A 14990-nucleotide genomic window follows, 5' to 3' on the forward strand; every position below is an offset into this window, starting at 1 on the left:
GGTCCTTTTATTCATAAACAATTAGCCCATGTGCTTGATGATTTCGTCGCCGAACTCGGAGCACTTGATTTTAGTCGCGCCGTCCATCAGACGTGCGAAGTCATAAGTAACGGTTTTAGCGTCGATTGCGGACTCGATGCCTTTATAGATCAGGTCGGCCGCTTCCTGCCAGCCCAGGTGCTCAAGCATCATAACGCCGGACAGAATTACGGAACCCGGGTTAACAACGTCAAGTCCGGCATACTTCGGAGCCGTACCGTGAGTGGCTTCGAAAATAGCGTGGCCTGTCATGTAGTTAATGTTCGCTCCAGGTGCGATACCGATACCGCCAACTTGTGCCGCCAGAGCGTCGGACAGGTAGTCGCCGTTCAGGTTCAGCGTTGCGATAACTTCAAAATCAGTCGGACGAGTCAGAACCTGCTGCAGGGCGATGTCGGCAATCGCGTCTTTTACGACGATTTTGCCGGCTTCTTCGGCTTCTTTTTGAGCCTGGTTAGCAGCGTCGGTACCTTTCTCTTCTTTGATTCTGTCGTATTCTGTCCATGTGAATACTTTATCGCCGAACTCTTTCTCGGCAAGCGCGTAACCCCAGTTTTTGAAAGCACCTTCGGTGAATTTCATGATGTTGCCTTTGTGAACGAGGGTAACGCTCTTGCGGCCGTGTTTGATTGCATATTCGATAGCCGCGCGGATCAGACGCTCGGAACCTTCTTTGGAAACCGGCTTGATGCCGATACCGGAAGTTTCAGGGAAACGGATTTTGTTCGCGCCCATTTCGTTTTGAAGGAACTCGATAACTTTTTTCACTTCTGCGGAACCTTCTTGATACTCGATACCCGCATAGATGTCTTCCGTGTTCTCACGGAAAATAACCATGTCAACCAGCTCAGGGTGTTTTACAGGGGAAGGCACACCGTCGAAGTAGCGAACAGGACGCAGGCAAGTGTACAGATCGAGCTCTTGGCGAAGCGCTACGTTCAGGGAACGGATACCGCCGCCTACCGGTGTAGTCAGAGGTCCTTTGATGGCTACGATGTACTCGCGGATAGCTTCAAGCGTATCGTTCGGCAGCCAGCTGTTGTAGGTGTTGAACGCTTTTTCGCCGGCAAATACTTCGTACCATGCGATTTTCTTCTCGCCTTTGTAGGCTTTCTCGACAGCAGCGTCAAGAACGCGTTGGGAAGCTGCCCAGATATCGGGACCTGTGCCGTCACCTTCGATGAACGGGATGATCGGGTTGTTCGGAACGTTCAGCTTACCGTTTTCAATCGTAATCGCTTGTCCTTCGGTAGGCAGTGCATAATTTTCAAATTTCGGCATGTTAAAATCCTCCTAATCGATTATAAGATCATAGTTGCGCACCCGGTTTAACCGCGGGCGCACGCAAAGAGAAAGCCGGATTGTCCGGGCGGGGGATGGCTCAGCCATTTCTCCCGCTGCCGCCCGTCTTCGTTGCCGGCCTGCTTAATTAACGTTCTTCGATCGGAATGTACTTCTGATTCGTAGGGCCTGTGTATTCGGCACGAGGACGGATCAGACGGTTGTTGTCGTATTGCTCCAAGATGTGAGCAGTCCAGCCGGATGCGCGGCTGATGGCGAAAATCGGCGTGAACAGGTCACGAGGGATTTTCAAGGACGTATAAACGGAAGCGGAGTAGAAGTCAACGTTCGGCTTCAAACCTTTGAGGCTCGTTATAAGCTCGTCGATTTGAATGGACATTTGGTACCACTTGCCAAGACCCGTCGATTCCGTCAGCTGCTGGGACATCTCCTGCAGATGCTTCGCGCGCGGATCGCCGTTCTTGTAAACGCGGTGTCCGAAGCCCATGATCTTCTCTTTGTTTTCCAGCTTCTTGTTGATGTAAGGAACGACGTTTTCCACTTCGCCGATATCCTCGAGCATCGCCATTACGGCTTCGTTCGCGCCGCCGTGCAGAGGCCCTTTGAGGGTGCCGATTGCGGAAGTGATGCCGGAGTAGATGTCCGTCAGCGTCGCCACGGTTACGCGTGCCGCGAACGTGGAAGCGTTGAGCTCATGGTCGGCATGAAGCACAAGCGCCTTATCCAAAGCGGTGATAGCGGTTTCATCCGGCTCTTCTCCAGTAAGCATGTAGAGGAAGTTTGCAGCCAGGGACGGGTATCCTTTGGAAGCAAGAGGCTCTTTGCCTTCACGGATGCGGGCGAAAGCCGCGATAATCGTCGGAATTTGAGCTTGAAGCTTGATCGCCTTGCGAACGTTGGATTCGCGGCTCATCTCGTTAGCTTCTTTATCATACAAAGCAAGAGCGGATACAGCCGTACGGAGCGCTGCCATCGCGTTTGTATCGGAAGGATACAATTTAATTTGTTCAAGAACCTGATCCGGAATGGAAGAACTCGCATTTAAATCGCTGCGGAGCTGGTCCAACTCGGCCTGGTTGGGCAATTTGCCGAACCAGAGCAGGTAAATGACTTCTTCAAAGGAGGCATTCTCAGCCAAATCATCGATATCTAATCCGCGATAAGTTAACACACCGTCCACGATGGAGCTGATCGACGATGTTGTCGCAACAATACCTTCCAAGCCTTTGGTAGCTGTCATGGAAACCTCTCCTTATTTCACTGGATTGACAAAAACTGCGGTAGCTTTCTTACTAATAATAAAGGATTTTGACCATTATGTGAAACAAAAGCCCATAAAACTTCATTATCAGTACAATAAATAAACTTTCTTGCATCATTCGTGCACATTCGCCCGGTTTGTGGTCTATACTCGGTATTGGTACAATAAGAACCAGAGCAGCCAACAAAATCGGCCATTCATTCATCATACCATAATATTCACAAATTTTCTCGTAAATAGGAGCCCGAACGCATATGAACAGCAGCCGCTACGCCATTATCGACATCGGATCGAACTCGGTCCGTCTGGTCATTTACGAAGTGACGCTTCCGGGCGCCTACCGGATTCTGCATGAAACCAAAGAGACGGCCCGGCTGTCCGAGCGCATCGGCGAAGACGGAGCGATGACTCACGACGGCATCCTGTCCGTCGTGCCGCTGCTGCGCCGTTTCAAACGGATATGCGGCGCCTATTCCGTCGATTCGGTTAAGGCCGCCGCGACGGCCGCTATCCGCAACGCCGCGAACGCCGATGATATCGCGCGGGAGCTTGCGGAGCGTTCCGGCATCGTCATCGACATCCTCTCCGGCGAAGAAGAAGCCCGCCTCGGGTTTCAAGGCGTGGTCAGCACGCTCGATGTCCGGGACGGGTTTATCGTGGATATCGGCGGCGGAAGCACCGAGATCACCCTTTTCCTGGACCGCAAACGGGTGAACAGCGTTTCCTTCCCGTTCGGCGCCGTGACGGCTGCCCGCGAGTACACTCCGGGCGGAATCGTCCGGCCGGAACGGATCGAGGCGCTCAAGGCGCTCGTCCGGGATACGATCGACCTTCACCCCTGGATCCGGGAGCATGCGCAACTGCCCCTGGTCAGCCTGGGCGGAGCCGGGCGGGCGCTGGCGAAGCTTAACCAGAAGCGTGTGGATTACCCGCTCCCGGTGATGCACAACTACGAGCTGGAGGAAAACGACCTCCAGAGCTACATGGACCTTCTCCCGTCCCTTCCCGTGGAGAAGCGCAAAAAGCTCGACGGCCTGTCCAAGGGACGCGCCGATATTATTGTTGCCGGAGTCGTCCTCCTTCACTCCGTTTACCGACAGACGGCCGCTTCACGGATTATCGTGAGCAGTGCGGGGCTCCGCGACGGCCTGTTCTACGAAACGGCCATGCCGGACCGGCTGCCCATCACCGATGTGCTGGAATTCAGCGTGGAAAACATGCTCAAGCTGCATACGCCTCTGCCGCACGATCATCTCCGTCGCGCAGCCGCTCATGCGGCAGCCTTGTACGATGTGCTGGCGGATAGCGCGCCCGAGCTGCAGCCGCGCCACCGTTCGCTTCTTCACGCCGCAGCGCTGCTGCAGCGGATAGGCTACACGGTGAGCAGCTACCAGCACTGGCGCCATACGTTCCACCTCATCACGGAATCCCGCATCGACGGGCTGACCCACCGGGAGATCGTGCTATGCGCCCTGATCGCCACCTTCAAAAACAAAAACCGGACCCGTCAGCAGGCGCTTCCTTACGCAAGCGTGCTGGACAGATCCGATGAAGACATCGCGGCCAAGCTCGGCTCTCTTCTCCGCCTGGCCACCTCCTTGGATTACGGCGAGAACGGGAACGTCGCCGAACTGGACGTGCGTTCCGTTCCGGGCGAACTGCACCTGCATCTGCTCTGCAAAGAGCAGGACCCGTCGGAAATCGGAACGATCGAAGAAACCGCGGAGGAGACCGGAAAATACTGGTCCTTTACCGCGTATATTCACGCTTCCGCACTTTCCACCGATTAATATTCATGGCATCGAACTGGCTTCTCACCTTAGGCCCGTTTTCAGCCGCCCGGATATAATTTCCTCCGGGCTGCAGGAAACGGGCTTTTACATTGTCCCGCAGACACAATTCAAGCAGATTGATCACACTCTGCTGCAGCTCCTCATCCCTGACGGGGCACATCAGTTCAATCCGCCGCGTCAAGTTGCGGGTCATCCAGTCGGCGCTCGACAAGTAGACGTCGGGACTGCCTCCGTTCTCGAACCAGTACAGTCTCGAATGCTCCAGAAAACGGTCGACGATACTCCGCACGGTGATGTTTTCGCTCAGATCCGCAACGCCGGGACGAAGAACACAGACCCCTCTCACGATGAGGTCGATCTTCACGCCCGCCTGCGAAGCCTCGTACAGCGCGTCCACCACTTCCTGGTTCGAGAGCGAGTTCATCTTGGCCACGATACGGGCAGGCTTGCCCGCAAGCGCGTGGCGTCCTTCTCTTTCGATAAGCTCGATAAGGCGCGTCTTCATGTCCGCGGGGGCGACGATAAACGCCTGCCAGTCATGAGGCGACGAATAGCCGGTCATTTCGTTGAACAAGGCCGAAGCATCTTCGCCAATCACCTGGTGGCTCGTAAACAAACCCACATCCGTGTACAGCTTGGCCGTGTTGTCGTTGTAATTGCCGGTTCCGACATGGACGTATCTCCGGAGGCTTTCCTGCTCCTGCCGGACGACCAGCGTGATTTTGGCATGGGTCTTGAGTCCGACCAGACCGTACACGACGTGGCACCCCGACTTTTCCAGCTTCCTGGCCCAGGCGATATTCCGCTCCTCGTCAAAGCGGGCTTTAAGCTCGACGACGACCGTCACCTGTTTGCCCGATTCGGCCGCTCTGGCCAGCGCCCCGATGAGCGGAGAATTGCCGCTGACGCGATACAGCGTCATTTTGATGGCAAGTACAAAGGGATCGTCGGACGCCTGCAAAATAAAATCCGCCACCGTATCAAAGCACTCGTACGGATGATAAAGAAGCACATCCCGCTCCCGGATCACCTCGAAAAAATCGTCCGTATGCTCAAACTCTTCGGCGTAAACCTGTTCCAGGGCAGGGTAGTACAAATGCGCGCGCGCGCCGACCAACTGAGGCAGTTTGATCAGATAGGTCAAATCGATCGGGCCGTCGATTTCGAAACAGCCTTCTCCGATTTCAAACTCGTCCCGCAATAGCTCCAGGGCATAAGGGTGGATTCCTTTCTCCACCTCGAGCCGGACAGGCGCCCCCCATCTGCGCTGCTTGAGCTCCTTCTCGATCTCTTCCAGAAGATCCTCCGCGCCTTCCTCGTTCAGAGTCAGGTCCGCATTGCGTGTGAGCCGGAAGCCGTTGACGGCGATGGGCCTATACCCGCTGAACAAAGACTCGATATGATGCTTGATCAGCTCCTCCATCCGGATAAATTCCAGCTTCTTGCTGTTGGTGCGCACGGGCACCCGGACAAGTCTACCCAGATTAAGCGGAACTCTCACAATGGCGAAATACGTGCGGAGATCCGTCGGCACACAGCTTTCCAGAACGACGGCCAAATAATTGGACTGCGTATGCACCAGCGGAAAAGGACGGCTCTGGTCCACGGCCATCGGCGTCAGTACGGGAAACACGATTTCATGAAAATAGGTGTCCATTTCCTTCTGCTGAGTGCTGTTGAGTTCATCGTAGGAAGGGAAAAAAATTCCCTCGCGGGCCAGTTGGCGCGTCAAATCTCGAAAAGCTTTATACTGGTCCGCCACCATGCGGTTCGCTCTCTTCAGCAGGCGCTTGAGCAGACCGGACGGCGTATAGCCGGTAAAATCTTTTTTATGATAGCCGGCTTTCATCTGATCCAGAATTCCCGCTACCCTTACACTCATAAACTCATCCAGATTGCTGGATACGATGGACAGGAATTTTGCTCTTTCCAGCAGCGGAGCCGTCGGGTCCTGAGCTTCTTCCAGCACGCGGCGGTTAAACTCGATCCAGCTCAAATCACGGTTTACATACTTATAGCAATCGTTGCTTTTAACGCCTTCCGGCTTTTGCTTGTTTTCCACGAAACCCCAGCCCCCATATATCTGCAATTTCTATTCTATACCTCTATTGTACAAGGGTTGTTCGGGGGGCATGTTTGCGCTGTATTTTTGCTTTGTTAATTTTATGTAAAAGTTTCGCGGAATGTTTTCTCCGTATTAAATTCACCCGTTTCGGCGGTCAGGCAAGGAATTATGCCGGTAACGGCGAAAAGAACGAAGCAGAGCCTTTACGGTTTTTTTCAGGCAAAATAGACGACAAGAAAGGAGACATCCGTTTGAAAAAGCGCATAGTCTATCCGCAGCCGTTAAAAAAAGGCGGACGCATCGCCGTGACAGCCCCCTCCAGCGGAGTGGAGGAATCTCTCCATCATCTTCTCAAGGCATCGAAGGAAGCGCTCGAAAATTCGGGATACCGCGTTTTGGAGGGACAAACTATCCGGACCAACGACAAGTGCGTCAGCACGGGGAAAGAAGAACGGGCCCGCGAGCTTCAAAGCTTTTTGCTGGATGATACGGTTGCGGCCGTAATCCCCCCGTGGGGCGGTGAGTTCCTTATGGACATTTTGCCGCTGCTGGACTGGAACTTATTGAAGGCGAACCGGAAGCCCAAGTGGGTCCTCGGTTATTCCGATATCAGCACGTTTATGTTTGCGTACACGCTGCTGACCGGACACGCCACCGCGCATGGGACGAACTATATCGACATGAGTTCCGGACAACTGGACGGGACATCCGCACGATGGGAGGCGGTTTTAAGCACGGCTGAGGGGAAATCGGTCGAACAAGCCTCGTCGGAGAAATTCCAGTCGGTCTGGGATTTTGCCAAACCCGGTTTCCAGCTGGATACCCCGACTTCCTGGAAAATACTCGGCAGGGAAGACGATCCCGCTTATGAGTTAAGTCTCGAAGGCCGTCTGCTGGGAGGCTGCATGGACACGCTGTCCATCCTTGCCGGCACTCCCTACGCTCCCGTCCGGCCGTTCGTCCGGAGCTACTGCCGCGAGGAAGGCGTGCTTTGGTACTTGGAAAGCTGTGAAATGAACGCGGCCGACATTTACCGGCACCTGTGGCAGATGAAGCAGTGCGGGTGGTTCGAGCACGCAAAAGGCATCCTCGTCGGAAGACCGGCCGGATACGGGCCCGTCAAAAATTTCGGTCTTCAGGATGCGCTTCATCACGTATTCGACGGGCTCGGCATCCCTGTACTTTATGATCTCGACATCGGGCACGTCCCTCCCCAACTGACTCTCGTGAACGGAGCTTTTGCGAAAGTTAAAGCGTCGGGAGGAGCCGGAAACGTCACGATGTCCTTCGTCTAAGGCGGCTGGCAGATTCAGCAGAGGCTTATTGCGGGTATTGTTTCTCAGATCTTAAGTCAGAACTTAAGGCAGATCTTAATACAGGCACGGTCCTATAATCAAGGAAGTTCAGAGAAACACTATACTTGCTCCTTGTCATTTAGGGATTCATCCCGTCCTGTAGTAAACTCATTTCGAGCGAGAAAGAGGAAGCCTATGAGAGTGTTCAATCCGTACCTGCTGCACAAAATTTTCCGGGGAGCTCTGGTCCTGCTGTGCCTCGTGGCGGGCTGGCTGCTGCTGCGGTACGTCTCCCCGCTGATTTATCCCTTCATCATTGGCTGGCTGCTGGCCTATGTGCTCAATCCGATCGTCAACATGCTGCAGCGGAAGGCCAAAATGCCGCGCTGGCTGTCCGCCACGCTGGTCATCCTTCTATTGATCGCCATTACGGTTACAGCCATGACCCTGCTGGTGACGAAAGTGATCGTAGAGCTGGGAACGCTGGCCGAAAATTTACAAAGTATGATCAATGGCTGGAAAGATCAGGCGACCGGATTTTTGAATTCGGCCTGGTTTCAGGGGATTGTCGGACAGCTTAATGATTTCATGAGAGCCAACAATCTGGATCTCAGCAGCAACCTCAGCTCCGTTACGGGAACGATTGCCGATTTCAGCTCCAATGCCTTGAAATATATCGTCAACTCGCTGATTCATATCATCCAGTCCCTGCCTAACATCGCGACCGTATCGATTATCGTGTTGATGGCAACCTTCTTTATCAGCAAAGACTGGTACCGTCTCGTGATGCGCTACACCGTGCTGGTGCCGGAAACCGTCCGCAAAGCGACCCGTCTCATTTCCAGCGATCTGCAGAAGGCGCTGTTCGGCTTTATGCGCGCTCAGCTTATTCTGATTTCCCTGACAACGGTCGCGGTCATTATCGGACTGGTCATTCTGCGTGTGGATTTCGCCGTCACCATCGGCCTTCTGATCGGCTTGTGCGATCTGATGCCTTATCTCGGCACCGGCGCCGTCCTCGTTCCGTGGATCATCTACTGCTTTTTCAAAGGCAACCTCTTCCTCGGAATCGGATTGTCCATCCTGTACGGCCTGATCGTCATCGTGCGGCAGATAATGGAGCCCAAAGTGCTCGCCTCAAGTGTAGGGCTGGATCCGCTCGCCGCCTTGATCGCCCTGTTTGTGGGACTTAAGCTGTTCGGCGTCGTAGGACTTATCCTCGGCCCCGTGCTCATGGTGGTCCTGACGGCGGTCTATAAAGCGAACGTCTTCCACGATATTGCCCGTTACATAAAAAATGGCCCGGCCGCGAACACGGAGGTTCGCTGACCGGGCTTTTCTTCGACCTGCTTAATCGAAAGCGTCGAAACGGCGCAGTTTGCTGTTTCGACGCTTTCGTTTTTCGTTTTACCTGCGGTTAATAAACATGAATCGACCGTTTCTCATCAGCTTCTGCAGCAGGACGAGCAGCCCCATTTTAAACAAGGAACGTGTAAATGGGAGCACCAGAAGCAAACCCGCCAGATCGGTAAGGAAGCCTGGAACGATCAGCAGCAGTCCGCCGACAAAGACGCAGACGCTGTCCAGCACGGAATCCGTCGGGTTCTGGCCCATAGACAGCTGATTGCGGGCGTAAGGCAGGAAACGGGACGCTTCCTTTCTCACGATAAGAGCCCCCAGAAGACCCGTCAGCAGAATCAGCCCGAACGTCATCCAGCCCCCTATCAGATGGGCCATACCGATGATACAAGCGATCTCAAGGACCGGAACGATAATAAAGACGGCAAGCGCAATGCGTAACACCGGCTATCCACCCCTTTGCAGCCATTCGAATAATTCAGGCACTTCTTTATCTATACGTACAGGCTTCCAGGAAAGATTCACCCAAGCATGCCTCGTAATGCCCGTAACAAGAAGTTCTTCTCCGCGCCGCACTTCGTACTCAAACTCCAGTTTCACCGTCGTGTAGCTTGTAACGCGGGTCAGAATCGTAAGCTCGTCGTCATAGCGGGCCGGACGCACATACTTCAGTTCGGCACCGACGACCGGCAGCAGCAGTCCCAGCTCCTCCATCCGCTTGTACGGAAATCCTTTGTCCCGGATATATTCCGTGCGGGCGATTTCCAGCCAGGTCAAATAATTGGCATGGTACACGACTCCCATCTGGTCGGTTTCCTGATACCTGACCCGGACGCCGTACGGAAACCATTCGCGCTCATTCGTTGCTTCATTCGGCAAGATCCTTCCTCCTATCTTTTGTTTCACCGGTTTCGAGACTCTGTCCTTATAGTTTGAAAAAAAGAGTGAACCCGCACCAGGCGGACTCACTCCTTTCTTATCCGAATCGCTTACAGGACGCGCGCACGTCCCGAGTACACAATCCCTACTTCAGGGAACAAGGTAATTTCCATGTCGTCCTTGATCAGGTCAAGGGCACGGTCAACACCGACGATAACCGGGATGCCCAGGCTGAGAGCTACTACCGCGGCGTGGGATGTGATCCCGCCCACGTCCGTGATCAGACCCGCCGCACGCTCGATAGCCGGCATATATTCCTTGTCGGTCGTATTGGTGACCAGAATAGCGCCGTCTTTCATTTTGCTGACGGCTTCCTCGGCTGTTTCGGCCGTCACGACAATGCCTTTCGCGTGCTGGGTGCCGATACCCGTTCCTTTGGCGATCATTTCGCCGACCTGGTGAACCTTCATCAGATTCGTAGTACCGGAGCTTCCGATCGGCACGCCGGCCGTGATCACGACGATATCGCCGAGATCCACATAGCCTTCGCGGATGCTTCCGTCGACCGCTTGCTCAAACAGCTCGTCCGTCGTTTGCGCGTCCCCGTGGAGAAGGACAGGCTGCACGCCCCAGACGAGGTTCAGACGGCGCATAACTTGCGGATTGCGTGTTACCGCAACGATCGGCGCCTTCGGACGGTATTTGGATACCATTCTTGCGGTATAGCCGCTTTCCGTAGCGGTTACGATCGCTTTGGCATCCAGTTCAAGAGCGGCGTTAGCGACGGATTGGGAAATGGATTCCGTTACCGTCGTTTGCAGCGCGTGCGCTTGACGCAGGAAAATTTCGCGGTATTCCAGAGCCGCTTCCGCACGCTGTGCGATGCGGGACATGGTTTCTACCGCTTCAACCGGATATTTCCCGGCAGCCGTTTCGCCGGACAGCATAATCGCGTCGGAGCCGTCGAACACGGCGTTGGCCACGTCACTTGCTTCGGCACGTGTCGGGCGCGGATTGCGCTGCATGGAGTCAAGCATCATCGTAGCGGTAATAACCGGTTTGCCAACCAGGTTACACTTCTTGATCATTTGCTTCTGTACAACCGGCACGTCTTCCGGCGGAATTTCCACGCCAAGGTCGCCGCGGGCAACCATCAGGCCGTCGGAAACTTCCAGGATTTCATCCAGGTTGTCAACGCCTTCCTGGTTCTCGATCTTGGAGATGATCTGAATATGAGAAGCGTTGTGGCGCTCAAGCAGTTCGCGGATTTCAAGCACGTCGCTTGCTTTACGGACGAAAGAAGCGGCGATGAAATCGATGCCCTGCTCGATACCGAATACGATATCGTTTGCGTCTTTTTCCGTAATACCCGGCAGCGAGATGCTGACGCCCGGAACGTTCACGCCTTTTTTGCTTTTAATCGGACCGCTGTTCACGATGCGGCATTTGATATCGTTTCCTTGAACGGCTTCAACCGTCAGGCCGATCAGACCGTCGTCGATCAGAATCGTGTCGCCGGGCTTAACGTCTTCCGCCAGGCCTTCATAGGTCACGGACACGCGTTCACGATCTCCGAGAATTTCTTCGGTCGTCAGGGTAATCATCTCGCCTGCGGCCAATTCGATCGGTTCTTCTTTCAGCTTGCCGAGACGGATCTCGGGCCCCTTCGTATCCAGCAAAATGGATACGTTGCGGCCTCCGAGTTCTTCACAGGCAGCGCGGAGGTTTTTGATCCGGCCGCCGTGCTCTTCAAAATCACCGTGAGAGAAGTTCAGTCTCATCACGTTCATTCCTGCCGTTACGAGCTTCTTGAGGTTTTCTTTGGACTCGCTTGCCGGTCCGATCGTACATACAATTTTTGTCTTACGCATGGTTACCCTCCTGAGTAAATGTATATCTGCCTATTTGTCTGAATTTGAGGTACCTGTCTTCTTTGAGTTCCTCTTCCGACATCGCTAACAGCGGCTGCATGTGCTCCAGAACGGCCGCTTTAATATTCGCTGACTGGAGCTCCAGATCACGATGGGCACCACCCTGCGGTTCAGAGACGATGCTATCGATAACGCCCAATTCCGCAATATCCTTGGCGGTGATTTTCATCGCTTCCGCGGCATGCAGGGATTTGGATGCATCGTTGTACAAAATGGATGCGGCCCCTTCGGGACTGATAGCCGAGTAAATGGCATTCTCAAGCATCAGCACCCGGTTGCCGACGCCAAGCGCGAGCGCTCCGCCGCTGCCTCCTTCGCTGATCACGACGCAGACGACAGGCACGCGAAGACCGGCCATGACAAGCAGATTGCGCGCAATCGCTTCCCCTTGGCCCCTCTCTTCGGCGGCGTTGCCGGGAAACGCCCCTTTCGTATCGATGAACGTAATGACAGGACGGCCGAACTTGTCCGCCTGTTTCATCAGACGAAGCGCTTTACGGAAGCCCTCCGGATGCGGACAGCCGAAATTGCGGGCAATGTTGTCCTTCGTGTCCTTGCCCTTCTGATGACCGACGACCGTAACGGGAAGCCCGTCCAGCTTGGCGACGCCTCCGATAATGGCGAGGTCGTCCCCATACAGACGGTCTCCGTGAAGCTCCACGAAGTCCGTAAAGATTCTCTCTATATAGTCGATGGTCGTCGGACGCTGCGGATGCCGGGCCAACTGTATTTTCTCCGATGCGGACATCGTGGAATACAATTCCTGCTGCAGCTCGGCATACCGTTCCTCAAGACGCCGGATTTCATCCGTGAAATCGATTTTCTTTTCTTCACCGAAACGCTTCAGTTCGTCAATTTTGCTGCGAAGCTCGGTCAGTGGCTGCTCAAATGACAATTCACCCGCCATAATTCGCATCCCCTTTCATCACGTGCATATCAAGCAGTTTGATCAGCGTTGTCCGCATGTCTTTACGGGCCACGACCTTGTCCACCTGTCCGCGAAAAAGGTTGAATTCCGCGGTTTGGAAGTTGTCGGGCAGTTTCTGTCTGATCGTCTGCTCGATGACACGCCGGCCGGTAAAGCCGAACGATGCCGCGGGTTCCGCGATAATAATATCGCCGAGCATGGCAAAGCTTGCCGAAACCCCTCCGAAAGTCGGATCGGTAATGACGGAGACAAACAAGCCGCCTTCTTCGTCCAGCTTCTGAATAGCCGCGCTCGTTTTTGCCATTTGCATCAAACTGAGAATGCTCTCCTGCATACGGGCTCCGCCCGAGGTCGAAAACAGAATGAGCGGATACTTCTTCTGGATGGCGCTCTCGATGGCGCGCGTCAGCTTCTCGCCGACGACGGAACCGAGGGTGCCGCCCATAAAGTCAAAACTCATCGCGCCAAAGACGACCGGATATCCGCCGATCGTACCTTCACCGGTAACGATGGCATCCTTCAGGCCGGTCTTGTCCTTCGCTTTGGTGATTTTATTCTCGTAATCCGGAAATCCGAGCGGGTCTTCCGAAATCATATTCTCGTCATACTCGAACAGACGCCCTTCATCGAGGGTCATCGTCATACGTTCCATCGCATTTAATTTGTAATGATAATTGCAGGACGTACAGACTTTCAAGTTTTTCTCAAGCTCTTTACTGTATTGAATAGTTCCGCAGCGCGGACATTTATTCATCAACCCTTCGGGTATATCGCGTTTCGCTTTCTCGGAAGGGATAGTTGCATATTTGCGTTTCTGAAAAAGATCCTTTAGCACATTTGCACCTCTCTGGCTTACAATTTCCGCTCCAGCCGTCTCGCTGCGGGGGTTTCGTAAAACACGCCTTCGCAACCGCTGCGGTCAGCGATGTAAAATGGTGTTGAGTACTTCTTGAACCTCTTCCACTTCACCCTCGGGAACCACGATTTCAAATTGGTTCTTGGTCATGGAGATTGCTCGAATTTGGACCAGAAACCCCTCCTCCGACAGGCGTTGCTTTATACGCTCCGCAATTTTGGCGGTGGGGGCAATATAAATCACGGTCCACATGGGGATATACCTCCTCAACAGTACCCGGGTAAAATGGATCGCGCCAAAATGAAAATGACGCAGCAGCGTATCTCTAGCCTTCACTTTCCGTTCTCTCAAGTTCTATACAATGGAATAATGATAACACAACCTCTAATTTTCCCGCAAGGAAGGGTTGTCTTCCCTAAGAGGCTTCCGCTCCACTGACACCTGAGATTAAACATGGAAAAAGAAGGATGGGGCATGCCGCGAACCGCTTTCCGCTGCCCGGATACCAAGGCATTTCCTCTGTAAAATATTCCCTAGACCCCATCGGTTCGACAAAAAAAACTTCCCACGCCCACGGGCTGGTGAAGTTTTTGTGAATCTGATACGCGGACGCTATCGCTGTGGTCCCGACCGCTTCGCCGAGACGGCGCTCAACCGTTCGAGCACCTGCAACAGATAAAAGCCGGGCTATGCGGGCTCTTTCGTATCCACACCGGTTTCGCCGGTTTCGCAAAATTCCTCGAAATAAGTCGAAACGGGTTGGTTTTGATGAGCGATTCTGGCGGATGCCGCTGCGGCCAGCCCGGCCACGAGATCGTCGAGAAACACGTGAATCTCCCGCTGATGGTCGTTGAGATCGCGGATCACGCCTATTTTCTGTTTATCCAGATAACCGAAGCTCGTCAGCCCGATCATACCATACACACATGTACAATTCCCAAAGCCAGCGTCTCGTCCACCCCGTACAGGGGCTCGTCCGCTTCCAGAATGCTTTGCAGCGGTTCGGGAAGAAGCTTGCGTTCCGCCAGCTCGTCCAGTGCGATACCGGTCATTAGGGTGTACTGCACTTCGCGTTTGGCAAGCACGGTCATCACGCTCTCCAGGCAAACCTCTATCGTCAAAGCCTTGTTATATGGCTTCTGGAGCTGAAGAACAATTTCGGCAACACTCTCCGCGGTCACACCCCTTTCCCGCAGCATTTGCAGCACCAGCTCTGTACTCATGCTTCATTCCTCCCTTATCCGGCAGTTACCGCGCACTTGCGGACAGGCTGCCGCTTTTG

Annotated in this window: 12 protein-coding genes and 1 pseudogene; 3 read left to right on the forward strand and 10 right to left on the reverse strand. The window is 54.0% G+C overall.

The annotated features are described in order from the left end of the window. Positions 1–21: 21 nt before the first annotated feature. Together icd and citZ are read right to left on the reverse strand one after the other, a co-directional pair. Positions 22–1320 (reverse strand): NADP-dependent isocitrate dehydrogenase, encoded by a 1299-nt coding sequence (gene icd, locus AC2TF6_RS21615; RefSeq protein WP_491308440.1) that lies wholly within the window; start codon positions 1318–1320, stop codon positions 22–24. A 148-nt stretch (positions 1321–1468) separates the two neighbouring features. Beyond that, complete coding sequence (citZ, locus tag AC2TF6_RS21620; protein ID WP_491308441.1) at positions 1469–2581, reverse strand: citrate synthase; 1113 nt, start codon at positions 2579–2581, stop codon at positions 1469–1471. 275 nt (positions 2582–2856) lie between these two features. Between citZ and AC2TF6_RS21625 the strand changes: the two genes are divergently transcribed. Beyond that, positions 2857–4392: a Ppx/GppA phosphatase family protein gene (locus AC2TF6_RS21625; RefSeq protein ID WP_491308442.1), complete on the forward strand. Its 1536-nt coding sequence runs from the start codon at positions 2857–2859 to the stop codon at positions 4390–4392. Here the strand turns inward: AC2TF6_RS21625 and ppk1 are convergent. Further along, a complete protein-coding gene (gene ppk1 / locus AC2TF6_RS21630; protein ID WP_491308443.1) occupies positions 4352–6457 on the reverse strand; it encodes a polyphosphate kinase 1 in 2106 nt (701 codons plus the stop codon). The two genes, AC2TF6_RS21625 and ppk1, sit on opposite strands and share 41 nt — an antisense overlap. 254 nt (positions 6458–6711) lie before the next feature. Between ppk1 and AC2TF6_RS21635 the strand changes: the two genes are divergently transcribed. Together AC2TF6_RS21635 and ytvI are read left to right on the forward strand one after the other, a co-directional pair. Continuing rightward, entirely contained in the window at positions 6712–7755 is a 1044-nt protein-coding gene (locus AC2TF6_RS21635; protein WP_491308444.1) for a S66 family peptidase, read from the forward strand. Between the two features lie 195 nt (positions 7756–7950). Beyond that, positions 7951–9084, forward strand: a complete 1134-nt coding sequence (gene ytvI / locus AC2TF6_RS21640) for a sporulation integral membrane protein YtvI (RefSeq protein ID WP_491308445.1) — start codon at positions 7951–7953, stop codon at positions 9082–9084. A gap of 78 nt (positions 9085–9162) precedes the next feature. On the opposite strand, the gene AC2TF6_RS21645 is transcribed toward ytvI, so the two are convergent. The 7 genes and pseudogenes from AC2TF6_RS21645 to AC2TF6_RS21675 form a co-directional block, all read right to left on the reverse strand. After that, positions 9163–9558 (reverse strand): FxsA family protein, encoded by a 396-nt coding sequence (locus tag AC2TF6_RS21645; protein WP_326054408.1) that lies wholly within the window; start codon positions 9556–9558, stop codon positions 9163–9165. A 3-nt stretch (positions 9559–9561) separates the two neighbouring features. Continuing rightward, a complete protein-coding gene (locus AC2TF6_RS21650) occupies positions 9562–9993 on the reverse strand; it encodes an acyl-CoA thioesterase (protein ID WP_491308446.1) in 432 nt (143 codons plus the stop codon). Positions 9994–10103: 110 nt separating this feature from the next. After that, positions 10104–11864 carry a pyruvate kinase gene (pyk, locus tag AC2TF6_RS21655; RefSeq protein WP_491308447.1) on the reverse strand — a complete coding sequence of 587 codons (1761 nt, stop codon included), beginning with the start codon at positions 11862–11864 and terminating at the stop codon, positions 10104–10106. Further along, on the reverse strand, positions 11857–12831 hold the full coding sequence (gene accA / locus AC2TF6_RS21660; protein WP_491308448.1) for an acetyl-CoA carboxylase carboxyl transferase subunit alpha: 975 nt from the start codon (positions 12829–12831) through the stop codon (positions 11857–11859). The genes pyk and accA overlap by 8 nt, the downstream gene beginning before the upstream one ends. Continuing rightward, complete coding sequence (accD, locus tag AC2TF6_RS21665) at positions 12821–13687, reverse strand: acetyl-CoA carboxylase, carboxyltransferase subunit beta (RefSeq protein WP_454235562.1); 867 nt, start codon at positions 13685–13687, stop codon at positions 12821–12823. The genes accA and accD overlap by 11 nt, the downstream gene beginning before the upstream one ends. Positions 13688–13771: 84 nt before the next feature. Beyond that, on the reverse strand, positions 13772–13960 hold the full coding sequence (locus tag AC2TF6_RS21670) for a hypothetical protein (protein WP_009676703.1): 189 nt from the start codon (positions 13958–13960) through the stop codon (positions 13772–13774). A gap of 435 nt (positions 13961–14395) precedes the next feature. Next, positions 14396–14931: pseudogene (locus AC2TF6_RS21675) on the reverse strand (phosphatidylglycerophosphatase A family protein). Positions 14932–14990 lie beyond the last annotated feature (59 nt).

Source organism: Paenibacillus sp. JNUCC 35 (assembly GCF_058269095.1).

Coding starts and splice junctions, on each gene's coding strand:
- ytvI (WP_491308445.1), top strand. CDS start 7,951: ATGAGAGTGTTCAATCCGTACCTGCTGCACAAAATTTTCCGGGGAGCT.
- accA (WP_491308448.1), bottom strand. CDS start 12,831: ATGGCGGGTGAATTGTCATTTGAGCAGCCACTGACCGAGCTTCGCAGC.
- pyk (WP_491308447.1), bottom strand. CDS start 11,864: ATGCGTAAGACAAAAATTGTATGTACGATCGGACCGGCAAGCGAGTCC.
- citZ (WP_491308441.1), bottom strand. CDS start 2,581: ATGACAGCTACCAAAGGCTTGGAAGGTATTGTTGCGACAACATCGTCG.
- AC2TF6_RS21670 (WP_009676703.1), bottom strand. CDS start 13,960: ATGTGGACCGTGATTTATATTGCCCCCACCGCCAAAATTGCGGAGCGT.
- AC2TF6_RS21625 (WP_491308442.1), top strand. CDS start 2,857: ATGAACAGCAGCCGCTACGCCATTATCGACATCGGATCGAACTCGGTC.
- icd (WP_491308440.1), bottom strand. CDS start 1,320: ATGCCGAAATTTGAAAATTATGCACTGCCTACCGAAGGACAAGCGATT.